Origin of the sequence: Hoeflea sp. AS60, from assembly GCF_038900115.1 — a bacterium.
GTDB lineage: Bacteria > Pseudomonadota > Alphaproteobacteria > Rhizobiales > Rhizobiaceae > Hoeflea.
Genome location: NZ_JBBMQP010000001.1, coordinates 223,015 through 238,755 on the forward strand (window position 1 = coordinate 223,015; position 15,741 = coordinate 238,755).

At 58.0% G+C, this 15,741-nt stretch carries 16 protein-coding genes; 2 read left to right on the plus strand and 14 right to left on the minus strand.

Annotation, left to right across the window (positions count from 1 at the left end; translation table 11 throughout):
- Positions 1 to 130 precede the first annotated feature (130 nt).
- Together WNZ14_RS00970 and WNZ14_RS00975 are read left to right on the plus strand one after the other, a co-directional pair.
- Positions 131 to 346 (plus strand): hemin uptake protein HemP, encoded by a 216-nt coding sequence (locus WNZ14_RS00970; protein ID WP_342866753.1) that lies wholly within the window; start codon positions 131 to 133, stop codon positions 344 to 346.
- Positions 343 to 1,446, plus strand: a complete 1,104-nt coding sequence (locus tag WNZ14_RS00975; protein WP_342866754.1) for an alpha-hydroxy acid oxidase — start codon at positions 343 to 345, stop codon at positions 1,444 to 1,446. The genes WNZ14_RS00970 and WNZ14_RS00975 overlap by 4 nt, the downstream gene beginning before the upstream one ends.
- On the opposite strand, the gene WNZ14_RS00980 is transcribed toward WNZ14_RS00975, so the two are convergent.
- The 14 genes from WNZ14_RS00980 to WNZ14_RS01045 all read right to left on the minus strand — a co-directional run bounded on the left by WNZ14_RS00980 (position 1,443) and on the right by WNZ14_RS01045 (position 15,600).
- Positions 1,443 to 2,288 (minus strand): TonB family protein, encoded by an 846-nt coding sequence (locus tag WNZ14_RS00980; protein ID WP_342866755.1) that lies wholly within the window; start codon positions 2,286 to 2,288, stop codon positions 1,443 to 1,445. The genes WNZ14_RS00975 and WNZ14_RS00980 overlap by 4 nt on opposite strands.
- A complete protein-coding gene (exbD, locus tag WNZ14_RS00985; RefSeq protein WP_342866756.1) occupies positions 2,285 to 2,761 on the minus strand; it encodes a TonB system transport protein ExbD in 477 nt (158 codons plus the stop codon). Before exbD ends, WNZ14_RS00980 begins: the two co-directional genes overlap by 4 nt.
- A gap of 5 nt (positions 2,762 to 2,766) precedes the next feature.
- A complete protein-coding gene (gene exbB, locus WNZ14_RS00990; RefSeq protein WP_342866757.1) occupies positions 2,767 to 3,654 on the minus strand; it encodes a tonB-system energizer ExbB in 888 nt (295 codons plus the stop codon).
- 3 nt (positions 3,655 to 3,657) lie between these two features.
- Positions 3,658 to 4,341 (minus strand): Fe2+-dependent dioxygenase, encoded by a 684-nt coding sequence (locus WNZ14_RS00995; protein WP_342866758.1) that lies wholly within the window; start codon positions 4,339 to 4,341, stop codon positions 3,658 to 3,660.
- A gap of 64 nt (positions 4,342 to 4,405) precedes the next feature.
- Positions 4,406 to 6,820, minus strand: coding sequence for a TonB-dependent siderophore receptor (locus WNZ14_RS01000; protein WP_342866759.1), 2,415 nt, complete (start codon positions 6,818 to 6,820; stop codon positions 4,406 to 4,408).
- Between the two features lie 468 nt (positions 6,821 to 7,288).
- Positions 7,289 to 8,479: an aminotransferase gene (locus WNZ14_RS01005; RefSeq protein ID WP_342866760.1), complete on the minus strand. Its 1,191-nt coding sequence runs from the start codon at positions 8,477 to 8,479 to the stop codon at positions 7,289 to 7,291.
- A gap of 127 nt (positions 8,480 to 8,606) precedes the next feature.
- Positions 8,607 to 9,539 carry an MYG1 family protein gene (locus tag WNZ14_RS01010; RefSeq protein ID WP_342866761.1) on the minus strand — a complete coding sequence of 311 codons (933 nt, stop codon included), beginning with the start codon at positions 9,537 to 9,539 and terminating at the stop codon, positions 8,607 to 8,609.
- 135 nt (positions 9,540 to 9,674) lie between these two features.
- Complete coding sequence (locus WNZ14_RS01015) at positions 9,675 to 10,202, minus strand: NAD(P)H-dependent oxidoreductase (protein WP_342866762.1); 528 nt, start codon at positions 10,200 to 10,202, stop codon at positions 9,675 to 9,677.
- A 12-nt stretch (positions 10,203 to 10,214) separates the two neighbouring features.
- A complete protein-coding gene (locus WNZ14_RS01020) occupies positions 10,215 to 11,528 on the minus strand; it encodes a TRAP transporter large permease subunit (RefSeq protein ID WP_342866763.1) in 1,314 nt (437 codons plus the stop codon).
- A complete protein-coding gene (locus WNZ14_RS01025; RefSeq protein WP_342866764.1) occupies positions 11,525 to 12,085 on the minus strand; it encodes a TRAP transporter small permease in 561 nt (186 codons plus the stop codon). Before WNZ14_RS01025 ends, WNZ14_RS01020 begins: the two co-directional genes overlap by 4 nt.
- Positions 12,086 to 12,112: 27 nt before the next feature.
- Positions 12,113 to 13,186, minus strand: a complete 1,074-nt coding sequence (locus WNZ14_RS01030; protein WP_342866765.1) for a C4-dicarboxylate TRAP transporter substrate-binding protein — start codon at positions 13,184 to 13,186, stop codon at positions 12,113 to 12,115.
- Positions 13,187 to 13,207: 21 nt separating this feature from the next.
- Positions 13,208 to 13,612 (minus strand): YciI family protein, encoded by a 405-nt coding sequence (locus WNZ14_RS01035; protein ID WP_342866766.1) that lies wholly within the window; start codon positions 13,610 to 13,612, stop codon positions 13,208 to 13,210.
- 23 nt (positions 13,613 to 13,635) lie between these two features.
- A complete protein-coding gene (locus WNZ14_RS01040) occupies positions 13,636 to 14,781 on the minus strand; it encodes a CaiB/BaiF CoA-transferase family protein (protein ID WP_342866767.1) in 1,146 nt (381 codons plus the stop codon).
- A 9-nt stretch (positions 14,782 to 14,790) separates the two neighbouring features.
- A complete protein-coding gene (locus WNZ14_RS01045) occupies positions 14,791 to 15,600 on the minus strand; it encodes a citryl-CoA lyase (RefSeq protein ID WP_342866768.1) in 810 nt (269 codons plus the stop codon).
- Positions 15,601 to 15,741 lie beyond the last annotated feature (141 nt).

The window sequence follows — 15,741 nt, forward strand, 5'->3', positions numbered from 1 at the left end:
AACGAATGCACCGCCATTCACGGTAGACAAGGCTGTCGAATTTAAATATGACTATTTTTATCATGTATTTCTGATGGCCCGCTCCCGCCATTCGTGAGGGCCTTTGCCCTTTGCCAGTACGAGTATTGTTATGCGTAGACCTCATAGTGAAGAACTGCTTTCCGCTGAACCGGACACGACACGATCCGTGAGCGAACACCCCACGCCAGCGGAAGCTGAAGCGCTGGCCAAGGCGATCCCCTCGAGCACACTGTTTCAAAACCGCCGTGAAATCACCATCGCCCATGACGGCTCCCTGTACCGGTTGCGCATTACACGGCAGGGCAAACTGATCCTCAACAAATGATGTCGGGACGGCCAACGGCAGAATTGCAGCCGACCTTGCGCGATTACGAGAGCCGGGCTCGTCATATCCTGAGCGCTGACCGCTCGGCCTATTTCTTCGGCGGTGCTGCCGATGAACTGACACTTGAGGCCAATCAGAAGGCCTTTTCCAAGATCGAGCTTCTTCCCCGCATGCTGTGCGATGTGCGCGGTGGCTCATCCCGCCTGACACTTCTGGGTCAGGATTTGGCATCTCCCGTCCTGGTAGCGCCAGTCGCCTATCAGAAACTGGTTCATCCAGACGGGGAAGCAGCCATGGCAATGGGCGCTGCCGCCCAGGACACAGCCATGGTGCTGAGCGCGCAAAGCAGCATCGATGCCGCCGATGCCCGCGCAGCTGGCGCCAGTTGCACATGGTTTCAGCTTTATTGGGCGCCGTCACGAGAAGCCAATCTGGAGCTCGTTCGGGGAATGGCGGATCTAGGATTCACTGCGATCGTGCTGACCGTCGATGCCCCTGTGCAGGGCGTCCGCGACCGCGAAACCCGCATCGGTTTCCGGCTGCCGGCGGATGTTTCGGCGGTCAATCTCGCCCATATGCCGGTCCCACGCTTTGCACCACTGGAACAAACAGAGTCGATGCTGTTCGACCGTATCGCCCACGTCGCACCGGTTTGGTCTGATATTGAATGGCTTTGCCAAAACTCCCCCTTGCCGGTGATCGTGAAGGGCATTGTTCATCCGGGCGATGCCCGGCAGGCGATAAAGGCTGGCGCAAGCGGCATCATCGTCTCCAACCACGGCGGCAGGATACTCGATACCGTGCCTGCCAGCATCACACTGCTGCCTGCAATCGTGAAGGCTAGCGCCGGCGCCGTTCCTGTGTTGATGGATGGCGGCGTGCGGCGTGGCACCGATGCCTTGAAAGCGCTTGCTCTTGGGGCCACGGCGGTGCTTGTCGGACGCCCTGCAATTGCCGGCTTGGCTGTCGCGGGTGCTGCCGGCGTCAGCCATGTCCTCAGACTGCTGCGCGACGAGTTTGAGATCGCCATGATGCTGACCGGATGCCGCACAGTGCAAGAGATCACACCGGACATCATCTATCGACCAGACATCACCTAGCGAAACGAATAGCGGATGGGCGCCAGCAGCGTGAAGCTGTCGCCCTTGAGGTAGCTTGGCGGGGTCGGCAATTTGCCGATTTCATTGAAGACGGCCAACGCTGCCTCATCGAGCACCGGCGATCCCGAAGACGTCTCGACTTCGGACGACAGGATTGTCCCATACTGGTCGAGCGTGAACCGGACCCGCACTTCCCCTTCGGTCCGATCCTTGCGCGCGAGCGCCGGATACTTCCGTACCTTGCTGATCCTGAGCACGATATCGCGCTGCCACTGGCGCACTTCCGCTTTCTGTTCCGCGGTCAGCCCCTCGCCAGTCGCTTTGGTGGTTTCCGCGGTTTCTTCAGTCGCAACTGCAGCGACCGATGCATCCGCAGCATCACTTTCCTGAGCGCCTGTGGTGCTGGCCTGGTCAACATCTTCCGGTTTGTATTCGGCGGCGATCTCGTGCGCCAACTCTTCGGTCTCCTCGGCCGGCTCGGGACTGGCCACGCCAAATTTCAGGCTGTCATCCTCGACCTTGTAGGGGATCTGGCTGAGCACCGGCTCTTCCGCAGCCTTCGCCGGATCAACAACTTCGGGACTTTCCGTGACCGTCGGAGCTTCAGCAGACTCGTCCGCTGCAGCGCTGTCTTCGGCCATATCCGCAGGCGCCGCAATCAGGTCCGAGAGATCAAACATGATCGCGCCGGTGATACCGGTATCGACCTGCTGCTCGGCCACCTCGACGGGCTCGTCGCGCAACGCCAGATAAGCCAGCCCGCCATGAAACCCGACACTCACAACCGCAGCGCAGGCCCAGAACCAGATGCCAGATGTGGCCCGTTGATAGACCAGGCTCATGGCTCCTGCCCTGCGCCTGTCACTCCGCTAGCCGGGATTTGCCCATCCGGCGTGACAGCACTTTCATCGAGCCCAACCAGTCCGATCTTCAGGAACCCGTCAGCCCGCAGGATGTTCATCACGCGAATGAACTCACCATAAGGCACCGATTTGTCAGCCCGAATATACAGGCGCGTGTCGCGCTTCTGCATCGTGGCGATCCCCACATCGATATAGAGCCGCTCGAACGTCGTCTTGGCCTCTCCGATCGACAGCTCCAGATCCTCGGCTATCGTGATGAAGACCGGCTTGAGCGGCCGTTGCGGCGGCTCGGCAACGGCAACCGGCAACTCCACCGGAATATCAACCGTCGACAAGGGTGCCGCCACCATGAAGATGATCAACAACACCAGCATCACGTCGATGAAGGGCGTGATATTGATGTCGTGGCTCTCGGCCAGTTCGTCGTCGTCACCACCAATCCTGCCAGCCATGGTCGTTACTCCGCAGCCTCGGCAAGATCAGCCATCTGCGCGGCTGGTTTTGCCGTCGTCGAACTTCTTGAGGCTTGAGCCGCAAAATCCAGATCACGCGACAACGTGCGCTCTACCAGCGCAGCCGCATCCGCCAGCATCACCTTGTAGCCGCCAAGGCCGCGCGCGATGAGGTTATAGAAGATCACAGCAGGAATAGCCGCTACCAGACCGATCGCGGTCGCGAGCAGCGCTTCGGCAATCCCGGGCGCCACAACAGCCAGATTGGTGGTGTTGCTCTCCGAGATCGAAATGAAGCTGTTCATGATGCCCCAGACTGTTCCGAAAAGACCGACAAAGGGAGCCGTCGAGCCGATATTGGCGAGAATTCCAGTACCTGACATCATGCTCCTTGAAGCTCCGGCTTCAATCCGCGAGAGCTCGGAAGAAACGCGTTCCTTGATGCCAGCCTTGTCGAGCCCCCCGGCACTGCTGCGTTCGCGCTCACGCAGCGCGGCATGCACCATGCGCCCGACAATTCCTTTGCCATTTGCAAACATCGCTTGAACCCCGGTCAGGGTGGCATGCGCATCAAGCCGGCGGAAATCGCGTTTGAGGCGGTTCCGCTGCCAAAGGAGATCAGTGGTTTTCGCAAAGAAGATGACCCAGGTCAGCACGGACGCAAAGGCCAGCGAGATCATCACCGCTTTCACAACCCAGTCGGCGGCCATGAACATGCCGATGGCGCTCAACTCGTCTTCACCGGCTTTGTGAAGCCAGTCGGAAAGCCCAGTGCCAACACCACCAAGAAAATCGCCCGAGACTGCAGACTGAACAGCATCCTGCGCAAACGCGTTTCCAGCAAGCAATGCGAGCATGGTCACAACACCAAATCGGATCAGTTTCGTCTTCATAGTTCAGGTCTCTGCCCATGTGCGGATGAGGTTGTGATAAATGCCTGTCAGGCGAACGACTTCGCTGTCGCCCGTGCCCAGGCGTTCGGCAAGTGATTGTATTGTCTGGTCAAGATCGAACAGCATGGTGCGGTGTGCATCCGAACGGATCATGCTTTGCAGCCAGAAGAAGGAAGCGACCCGTGCGCCGCGGGTGACCGGGGTCACCTGATGCAGACTGGTCGACGGATAAAGCACCATATGCCCGGCTTCCAGCTTGACCTCCTGGGCGCCGTAATGATCCTCGACGATCAGCTCGCCCCCATCATATTCGTCCGGCTCGCTCAGGAACACCGTCATCGAGAGGTCGGTCCGGAGCCGCTCCTGTGTCAGATGGTTGAGGCGGATGGCATTGTCGACATGAACGCCAAACGTCTCCTGCGTCTCATACCGGTTGAACATCGGCGGCAGGATTCTGAGTGGCAAGCCAGCAGACAGAAAAATCGAATTTGCAGAAAGTTTCTGCAGCAGAAACTGACCAAGCTTGAGCGCGGCTTCACTGGAGACCGGCAATTGCTGGTTTCGCTTGACCGCCTCCGACTGAACACCAGCGGTCTTGGAACCTGACTCCCACTCCGCAGTGTCGAGCACCTCGCGGAAGTGGCGCACCTCATCCTTGCTCAGGATATCGGGAATCGTGATCAGCATCTGGCTATTCCATAAAGTGCGTTCCGGACGTTTTGCCGCCCGGAACGCTGTTTCGTATCAAGCCTTAGAACTTGGCTTTCAGGTTGAATGAGAACTCGCGTCCGGGCGCCACATAGGTGAAAGGCGAACCTGACCGGTATCCGGAGTCGTAGTAGGTTGCGTCAGTCACGTTGGAGACATTGAACTGCAGCTCGGCATTTTCGGAGAACTGGTAAGTCGCCAGAAGGTCAAGCGTCGTGTAGTCCGGCAAGGTGTTGCCATTTGCCGATACGCTTCCGAGGTTCCTGCCGCCGGCATAGTTTACCCGCGCCCCAAGTGTCAGCTTGTCATTGTACTTGTAAGTACCCAAAAGGCTGAACTGCTGGTGGGCGATGTTGGCAATGTCCTTGCCGACTTCGGCAGCATCAACACTCTTCAAGATCTTGCTGTCCATGAGGACCGCGCCGCCAAACAGGCTGATCCGGTCAGTCAGATTGCCCGAAACGCCAACCTCGACGCCCGTCATGCTGTACTTCAAGGTATCGAGATACTGGGTTGCGGCCGGGCCGTTGCGACCGTCAGGATCATAATCCTCGCGGGCGTTCGATTTCACCGTCCTGAACAAGGCAGCGGTCAGAAGCAGGTTGTCATTGTACTCGTACTTGACACCTACCTCATAGGACATGTTGCGTTCCGGGGCCAGAAGCGCACCGCCATTATCAAGACCGCCGTAGAAACTGCCACCGGCAGCAATTTCCTGCCCGGACGGATTCGATGAACTCGCAATGGCCGCATAAAGACTGGTGCTTTCCCATGGCTTGTAGGTGACACCGGCATTCCAGTTGAACAGCGTGTCCTTGCGCGAAAGATCGGTGGTGCCCGAACTGCGCTTGTTGTCATAGAAGTCGACGCGAACGCCGCCATTGATCAGCCAATGATCAGACAGCTCGATTGTGTCGAGCCCATAGAGCGATGTCGAACGAACCCTGGTGGTTGTCGCTGAAGTTCCCAGAACCGGAGCCCCACCTGACCAGCAACCTTCCGCGATCGGGTTGGGATTGACCACGCTCACTGTACAGCCGCGCTGCCCGGCCGGTGGATTGTAATCTTCACTCTGCAGATTCTGATACGAGCGGGTGTTGACCCTCTCATCGCTGTAACTCAGACCCGTGACGTAAGTGTGCGAGACGCCGCCAAGGGAGGTTTCACCGGTCATCTCCAGCACGTCAGAGAATACATCCGTTTTCTGGTAGCGGCTCTTGAAGCTCAGAGACACCTTCCAGTCATTGATATTGGAGGAACCATTTGTGCTGAGGCTGCTTGGTGCGGTGAGCACGTAGTCATTGATCGAGTGCGAGAAGCGCGCGGTATTGCTCAGCTTCATACTTTCGTTCAGCTCATAGATCGTCTTGATCGTTCCCACGGTCTGGGTCACGTCCTGGTAGTCGCGCCCGACCACACCGTAGAAGGTCGCACGGTCGACACCATACTCGGTCACCGGGCCGCCATTGTTCGAAACATAGGGAACACCCCAGTCCGGCGTCTGGTTGATGACCGTGTGTGCGATATCTGCCTCGATCGTGAACTGATCGGTCGGCTTGATGGTCGCGGCACCGGCAAACCCACGCCGGTCATCCTCAACATTGTCACGGCCGGCAACATTGCCATCCTGAATCAGCCCGTTCATGCGGATCTGGATCTGCTCGTTGAAAGCATGGTTATAGTCGATGGTGGCCCGCTTGGTCTTTGCGCTGGTATAAGTGGTCGAAGAATCGAAGAAGGAGATGTCCTTCGCCTTCTTGGAAACAATATCAAGCGCACCGCCGGTTGTGCCGCGCCCGCCCACTGTTCCGGCCGGACCTTTGATCACCTCGATCTGCTCGGTATTGAAGGTCTCATGCACGCTGACGCCGGAATCGCGTACGCCATCAACATAGAGATCGTTGTTGGCCTTGAAGCCGCGGATATAGATGTTGTCACCGAAAGAGTTGCCGCCCTCGCCAAAACCCAGCGAAATACCAGGCGTGGTGCGCGCAATTTCGCGAACCGATGTCATACCGGTGGCTTCCAGAACTTCTTTGCCGATTGCCGTTACGGTCCGCGGCGTATCGGCAATGCTTCCAGGCAAACGGGAGTTCGCCAAACGGTCGCTCTTGAACGGCGCATCCGGATCGGCATAGGGATTGCCGCGAGCGATTTCCTTGGCCTTCGCAGCGGCTTGAGCCGCCGCTACGGCTTCCGCTTCGGCGCGCTTGTTGGCCTCCTCGAGCGCTGCGGCAGCATCGGCCTGACGTTGCGCGTTCGCGGCTGCGGCTCGTTGCGCGGCGCGCCTGCTTGCTGCTGCCTGCTGTTTTGCCGCAGCTGCTGCAGCGGCAGGTTCCTGTTGTTGCGTGGTTTCAACTTCAACTGTCGGGAGAACGATCGTCTCGCCATCCTGCGCCAGTACGTGGTGCGTCCCTACAGCAACGAAACATGCCGCAGCCACTGTGGCGCTCAACATATCTGAAATCTGCGAGTGTGAATTTTTCCGAGTGCCGTAAACCGGCATGCCCCTGAGCGAGACTTTCATGTCCCATCCCCCATAAAGATGTACAAAGATCTGTGAGCCTCCCGTACGGACATCCGCGGGGAGAATTGGATTGGCTGGCTCACGATCCCGAGGGGGACAATTGGCTGGCTATAATGACAAACCCATTAGTTGACTATTTTTGTCAAGTAAACTGCTGGAACACAGGTTTGCCATCGACCCAGGCTATAAAACCACGGTCATAGATTGACAGATACAATTTAAGTAATTGAATAAATTGGACTTATTGAACTATTCAAATCCTGAGGAAAACGTACCTTCTGCACGAGACGCCAGCAATGTGGCAAATTTGCTACAGAAATCGTCTTCAGCCTGGCTCTTGCAAAGCCCAGCATCGATAGCTGTATTCAAGCAGTTTGACCAACTGGAATTGATGGTGGATCAGCGGGAGCAGGACGCGAAACGTGTACCCAGCTCGCGAATGGTGGCCACATCAGCATTGGCAAACGCGACACGCAAATAGTGCTCCAGCCCGTTGCCAAAGAACGAGCCGGGAATGGTAATGACACCGGCCTCCTTTGCCAGTCTGTGGGCGGCCGCATGGCTGCTAAGATGAGTGAAAGGATGGCGAACGAAGGCGAAGTAGGCGCCAATCGCCGCAATTTCCCATCCCTGGGCGCTGGCCATGACACCGGTCAACGCCGCGCTCCGCGCCGAAATCTCAAGCGTGTTGGACTGGCGCCAGTCGCCCAGTGCCGGAATTGCTTTCGCAAGTGCGGCCTGCGGTGGCCGTGGCGCACAAATCTGCAGATTGTCCATCACCTTGGCAATCTGGCTGACCAATGCCTCGCCGGCCGTGATCGCACCTACGCGATGCCCGGGAATACAGAACGACTTGGAAAAGCTGTAGAGCCCGATCAGATTGCCCTGCCAGCCGTCGATAGCAAACAAGCCATGCGGCGAACCGGTGTCGAGCGGCAGAAAATCACGATAGGTCTCGTCGACAACCAACCAGATCCCATGCGTGCGGCAGATTTCGAAAAGCTCGCGGAGCAGACCATCAGGATAGGTGGCGCCGGTGGGGTTGTTGGGGGTGACGATGGCAAGCGCCCGAACGCCGTCCGTGATCATCGCCTCGACTTTTGCAGGGGTCGGCAGAAAACCATCGGCCGCGTCGCAATCAACATAGCCGACCTTGACGCCGCTCATCGCCAGCGTGGTCTCGTGATTGAAATAGCATGGATTGGTCAGAAGCACCGTGTCGCCCGGGCCGGCAATTGCCATCATTGCAGCCATGAACGCCTGATTGCAGCCGGAAGTTATCTGGATATTGGCCGGATTGATGTCGGCCGCATAGATGTCGCTCACCCAGGTTGCATAGGCAGCGCGCAGCCCCGGCTCACCCTCGATGTCCCCGTACCCAGCCATTGCCAACGAACCTGCGGCTTCGCCGAGCCAATCCAGCATGTCAGGATGCGGCGGATACCCGGGGACCGCCTGCGACATGTCGATCAGCGGACCTAGACTTGCGTTATACTGCTTCTTCCAGGCCTGCACCTCGGGTATGGGTGGCGAGGCAAGGGTTTCGACCAGCGGGTTTATGCGGGCACTCGGCATTATGGACGCTCTCATGGCTCCGTCTGTTCGACGGGTGGAGTTTCATCTTTTGACTGGTCAGGGCTGCAGCACCGAGCCAGCGTTTTACATCCGCTACAGTAACCAGCCTGACCGATCTTCGGGCAAACTCTGTTCTCACTACCTAGACCGGTGCGGTCGCGACAGCTTCGTTTACCGCGATCTCTGCCATGGCGAGCGCCGCCTCACGGGTCTTGGCTGCGGCAATGAATCGGCCATTGTGGCAAAAAACAGCCCCTTCCACGCCGCAGGCAGCTTCCAGATCGCCATCTGTCAAACCAGCCCATGCTGCAGGCAGATCGGCGCGCAGCTCAAACCCCTGATCCGCACGGCGAATACCGGTCAGGCACCAATCCTTGTCGCGCGGGTGAACAACGAACAGCAGATGATCCGCGCCTGCCTTCATCACCGCTGAGCGGAAAGGCATACCCATCGGCAGTTCCAGAATGCGCCCCTGGCCAGCGTCTGCGATCGCGCTGTTTACGAGTGCCTCGGCACGCAGTACCGCAGCGTATCCGGCAATCTTTGCCTCCAGGAAACTTCTGGCAATCGCCAGGGCCGCGTGGAAGGCCAGATCTTCAGCCTTGGGATCTTTCTCGTCGAAGACTGGCTTCAGGGTTTCCAGAAGAACAGGCAAAGTGAGCGGTGCCAGAAGTCCGGCAGTGGACGAATTCATGGCGCCATTGTCCATCAGGTCGATGGGTAACACGAAGCTGGCGTCAAAAGCGGTGTAAACGCTCTCGATATGGTCATCCGGAAGCCCCCAGGCGGCCAGATAATCACGGCCGTAATGTTTCCAGATCAACCCGAATGAGCTGTAGGGTTGCCCGTCCTCACGCAGCGGCGCGCCGCGCTGATGATGATCAAATATCGTCGCTTCCGCATCATAAATGCCGCCCACATCGTAGATGATCCGGTCTGGCCCCGGCTTGATCCATTCCTTTGCCCGGCTGCGGACCACCTCAGCCTGCGGGAAAAGACGGGTCAGAACCACGCTGGAGAGAAGTTCATCAGCGTGAAATCCGCCGGAATGGGTAACGAGGAAGTCTGGAATCATGGAAAATGCGCCCTGTTGTTTGCGGCAGTTTCGCCGATGGCAAACACCAGATAGCCACAGTCGGGTCTCAACTCAACCCGACCCCATCGCGATCGGAGCGCAAAAGCACTCTGTCCGTCAACACATGCCCCAGCTTCAGCGCAGGTCAGCGATGAAAGCCCGCAGATTGAGCTCGGCAAAATCAAGGATGGTTTCGTCGGCAAGATGCCCGTCGACGACCTTGGTGTTGGCCTGCGGAACAACAATTTCCTGGCAGGCAAACGTCTTGGCCAGCATGCCGTTCAGAATGTATTTCAGATGCGCCTGAGCGCGTACGCCGCCTAGCGCTCCACCAGAAACACTTACGATGAAGCAGGACTTGCCCTTGAAGACGGAATTGAAAGCAGGTCGCGATGCCCAGTCGATTGCGTTCTTGAGAACGCCGGGAACGCTGTAATTGTATTCCGGCGTGACGAAGACGACGCCATCAGCCGATGCGATTTCGGCAAGGAAACCCTCAACTGCCGGGTCATCACTGATGTCGGCGTTGTAATGTGGCAGCAGGCCCGCGTCCGCGACACTGCAGCTCACATCTGCTTCCAGACGCTTGATCAGCGCCCGAACGGTGGCGCGAGAGGAGGATGCAGCCCGCAGGCTGCCGGGAATGAAAAGGACCTTGGTCATGAATTCACCTGTTTAGAGACGTGCCAGCCATGTGGCGATTTGCGGGAATGCAATGATCAGCGCAATCGACACCAGCATGGCGCCGACAAAGGGCAGAGCACCGCGGAAGATTTCGCCAACCTTGATGTCGGGATCGTCCATCGCCGATTTGATGATGTAGACCGAAAGTCCAAAAGGCGGGGTAAGCAATCCGACCTCGACCGTGACAACCGTGAGCACGCCGAACCAGACCAGATCGAAACCTGCCGCTTCCGCAATCGGCAGCGCGATCGGCAGAAGGATCAGCATGATTGAAATCGAGTCGATCAGGCAACCAAGCACGATGATCAGCAGCAGGTATATCAGCAGGAAGCCATAAGGCCCGATGGAACCTTCGAGCAAGACCTCTGCCAACCAGCGCGGCACGCCAGAGAGCGCCAGCATGCGGCTGAAGAAAGTGGCGGCGAGGATCAGGAACAGAACGGAGACAGTGATCTGGCCTGCTTCAAGCAGCAACCGCCAGAACGATTTGGGATCCAGCGAACGACGCATCAGCGCGATGATGAGCGCACCAAGCGCGCCCGCAGCACCCGCTTCTGTCGGATTGAGAAACCCGCCGTACAAGCCGCCCAGCACCACCAGCATCAACGAGAGAATGGGAATTGATTTGCGCAGGATGCCAAGCCCGCTTATCCGCTCGTCCACGGGCCCTTGGTCAATCGTATTGAAAACGAAGTCGGGACGAAACCGGGCCAGCAGCAGGATGGTCGCAGAGAAGGCCACCGCCAGCAGGATGCCCGGACCAATACCGGCAAGGAACATGCGCCCGACGGATTCCTCAGCAAGCACCGCATAGACGATCATCAGCAAGGATGGCGGAATAAGCATGCCGAGCACGGATGACCCGGCAACGACGCCTGTGGCAAATTTGCGGGTATAGCCGTGACGTGTCATCTCCGGCACAGCAACGCGGCTGAACACTGTAGCCGAGGCGATCGAGATTCCCGTGATGGCGGCAAACACCGCATTGGCAAAAACTGTGGCAATGCCGAGACCGGCAGTCACCCGCCCCAGAAGTTGCTGGAAGACATCAAACGTATCTTTGCCCACCTTTGAGACGGTGACCAACAGGCCCATCAGCACAAACAATGGAACCACCGCGAACAGATACTCGCGCAGGGAGTCGTTGGCGACTTGTCCCATCATCCGAAGCGATACCACATCGCCCCGGATCGCCGCGACACCGAGAAAGGACACCGTCAGCATGCCGATTCCGATCGGCATTCCGAGATAGATCAGCACCAGCAGGCCAAGCGTTGCCAGAGCGCCAATTTCGATAGGGCTCATGACTTATCCTTACCTGTAGTGGCAATGCGCAGATCGGACATCATCCGAACGAGGAATTCGAGAGCGGCCACAGCCATACCCGCCAGAATGAAGACCCTGAAAGGCCATGTCGGCAAGGTCGCGATACCGATGATGCCGATGTAATCGCCTGACGACCAATCCTTGCCGAGAATACGGATCGACGCATAGGCGATAAGACCAACGATTGTTGCCCCGACCAAATTGAACACGGCAGAAAGCAGAGCGCCGATGGCTGGGTGGGAAGTCTTCAATCCCACCAGAAAGAGATCGGTACGCGCCAGACGGTCGGCGCGTATCGTTGTTGCAAGTTGCAGGCTTACAATCATCACCAGCAGCAGCGCCCCGAGCTCGGACACCAGCGGAAGTGATGATCCCATCAGGTTACGGGCGACAATGTCGGCGCAGATGATGATCATCAGCACGCCGATCAAGACGGTTCCGAGGGCAGCTAAGCCCTCGACAACCCACTGCCAGGCGCGGGCCACAGCGCTCACGCGCTGCGGTCCGACAGGATTTTGAGTGTGTTCATTATCCACTGGCATGATCCCGCCCGAAGCCTCGGCTTACTTGTCCCAATCGCGGGCAGGAACTTCACCCGCGGCGCGCAAGGCGTTCATGTATTCACCAAGAAACGCGGTGCCCTGACCACCCTGAGCATCAACGCTTTCGGCCCATTCACCGGCGAGATCGGGAAGCATGTCGACCCAGGCCTGGCGCTCACCAGCCGGCATCGGCACGATTGTGACCGGCGGCGATTGATCCGCACCATTCTTGACCATGAGGTTGAGCATCAACTCGTGGCGGTCGACCAGATCCTGACCATGAGACTTGGTGTAGTACTTGCCAGCTTCAATCATCGCCGCCTGCACTTCTTCGGGCAGGGTTTCCCACCTGTCGTTGTTGATCGCAACGGCACCCGAGAAAGCCGCACCTGCATCAAAGCGGTTGATGTAGGGGGCAACTTCATAGAGCTTGATCGGCATTGCACCCAGAGCAAGGGTCAGCGCGCCGTCTGATACGCCGGTCTGCACATCCGTGTAAAACGTGGTCAGCGCACCATCCACCGCGTTGGCTCCGGTTCCACGCAGCCAGCTGCCCAATACGCCCGGCGCAGAAAGCTTCATGCCGTTGATATCGGCAATGCCTGTCAGCGGCTTCTTGGTGTAGATGTCATAAAGATCGGTTGCCGTAAGTCCCAGAACCTTGAGGTTATGCCCCTCCCACTCGGTGCGGAAAGCTTCATTGGTTTCGAGCAGCTTTTCCATCACTTCGAGCAGAACCGGTGGGTTGGCCGTCGCAAAAGGTGTGTTGGAGGATACCTGGCTCAGCGGAAGCTTTGCAGCCTCCAGAAATGAGAAGACCCAACCGATATCGGTGATGCCTTCTTCAACAGAGCTCAGCGTGGCATTCGCCTTGTAGAGCGTGCCGCCAAAGGCTTCGTTCCACTCGATCTTGTAGTCACCTTTTTCAGCAAGGATTTCATCCGTGCGCGCCATGAAATGCGTCTTGATCATCCCGACCCAAGGAACCACCGTGGGGTGGCTGGAGGCCACCGTCAGATTGATCACTTCCTGTGCCGACGCGGCATTCGGCAGCAGCATCATGCCTGCCGTCATCATTCCCATAAATAGTTTCATTGCTTCTCTCCCAAGTGGTGTTCAGGCCAAAGTGAAAGTCTGGCTGGAATAGTCGAGCCGGACCGTGATTGTTCCTTCATTGATGAGCCAGGGGCGGACGTGAAAACTGCGGGCTCCGCTTGCATGCATCGGGTCTCTCTCAGCAATCGAAATTGCCTCCTGCCGCGAGGCTGCCCGAACCACGACCATCCCTTCTCCCTCCCAGCTCTGCTCGTCGTCGCTCCACATCGGACCGGCGGCGAACATCACTCCTTCACGCTCCAGGCCGACCTGGAACTTCAGGTGTTCTTCCAGCTGCGCGAAAACCGGGCCCATGCCGTTCACCGGCTTGGTGAAGATCGCGTAGAGCTGCTTTTGCAGCATTGCCTGGCTTGCCTCCATCACGCCGGCCGCTGGCACCGATGTGATCATTTCCTCTTCGCTCATGCTTCCCTCCCCTTGTTCCAGCCTCAGATAGCCTTCTTGCCTTCGAGCTCGGCACGCAGCTCGGCGCCATGCTGATCCAGCGTCGGCGGAGGCGTCACCTGCAGATCTGCCTCACCGTCAAAGCTGTAGGGTGGCCGCACTGTCGTTGATTTACCCATTTCCGGATGACTGGTCTTGACTGCGAGCTGCAGATGCAGCGCCTGCGGATCCTCAAGCGCCTCGTTGGAATCGTAGGCCGGCGAATGCGGCACCTCGAGTGCCTCGAACTTGGCGCACCATCCATCGCGTGTGTCGGTTTTGAAGATCGGCGTGAATATCTCGATCATGTCGTCCTGATGCCGGATCCTGTCCAGGCGTTCGGCAAAACGCGGATCACTGGCGAGTTCCGGCTTGCCGGTGGCCTCCAGAAAGCCTTCCCAGAATTTGGGTGGTGACGACATGTGAATGGCGACCCATTTTCCGTCGCTGCATTCGAAAGTGTAGCTCTGCGACACCACCGGGCGCGACAGCGGGCCCATGATTTCGCCTTCGGAATAGTAATGGGTAAAACTGTCGAGGTTGAAATGCGCCATCGCCTCGAGCATGGAGATGTCGATGCGTCGGCCGGTGCCGCTCTTGCTGCGTTCAAGCAGTGCCGCGAGGATAGCAGTGGCCGCATATTGTCCGGTTACCGAGTCTGCGATCGCCGGGCCGATAACACGGGGGTTTGACGGCGGCGTCAACAATCTGAGATAGCCGCTGGCGGCCTGCGCCACGGTGTCAAATGCCGGACGATCCCTCGAGGGGCCGGACTGGCCAAATCCCGAAATGGCGCAATAGATCAGTTTTGGATTGATCTTGCGCAGATCGGCTTCGCCCACCCCAAGCTTCTCTGCGACACCAGGACGGAAGTTCTGGATGAACACATCTGCGGTCGCAATTAACTTATAGAATGTATCGAGATCGGCAGCATCCTTCGTGTCGAGCGCGATTGAACGTTTGTTGCGGTTGTAGGTCTGGTAGTGCGGCGAATAAAGCCCGCCCTTGAAGGCGCGGAAGGGATCGCCGGTGCCGGGACGCTCAACCTTGATGACGTCAGCTCCGAGATCAGCCAGATGCATGGCGGCTGCGGGGCCGGTGATATAGGTGCCGAGTTCAACAACCCGGATATCCTTGAGAATCTTGACCATGAGTGCGCCCTAAGCCTTTTTCTGCGGATGAGATGCGGGTGCACCGTCGTAGTCGATGGCAAGATCTGCCTTGTGAGACATGATGAAACCAATTGAGCGCAGCGATTCCTCATAGAGATGAGCCGCAAGCCCCGCCGTGCGCGCCAGCAACGGCACAGCCTTGAGTGCTTCAAGCGGCCAGCCGGCATCAAGAATGGCCGCAGGGATCGCGCCTGAGACATTGATCGGCAATGGCCGCTCGATGATGCCTGGCGCATGCTCGGACAGGGTGCGTAATGTGGAAATGTAGCGGCCGGAGATGCCAAGTTCGTCAGCTATTTCAAGCAGACGGTTGGCGCGCGGGTCGCCTGAACTGTGTTGCGGATGGCCAAGGCCGGGCACTTTCTTGCGAGCCTGCTTCAGTGATTTCAGGCTGGCGATAGCGGCAGTCTCGACATCGGTGCCATTGGCTTCGGCGTCTGCAAGCACTTCGGCCAGATACTGGCCGGCGGTTTCCGAACTCCCTGCAACGACACTGCCCATTCCCAAAAGGCCCGCCGCCATCGCGCCCTGCCATGCCTCGGGACCTGCTGCGAGTGTCATGCGAGCGGCCTGCACGCTCGGCACCAGGCCATGCTCGGCGATCGCAACCAGGCATGCATCCATCATCTTGCGCTGGGCACCGGTCGGCTTTTCGCCAATCACCAGAAGCCAGAAGTAGTCGGTGAAATCGATTTTCCCGATCAGGTCATCACAAAGATCATGGCCTCGCACCGTGATCGTGTCGGCATCCGACGTGGCGATCGCGGTGAGTGCCTGATCCTGTTTTCCAATGCGCATCTTGGTTCCTTTTTTCGCATGCCGAAAATATTTCCTCTTGCCGAAAAGATTGCACTGAATTATCTTTACGTCAAGCCATCAACCGAGCCCTGTGAAAACCGGCGATCAACACTTAGGAAGGGAGGATCAGAACAATGAAGA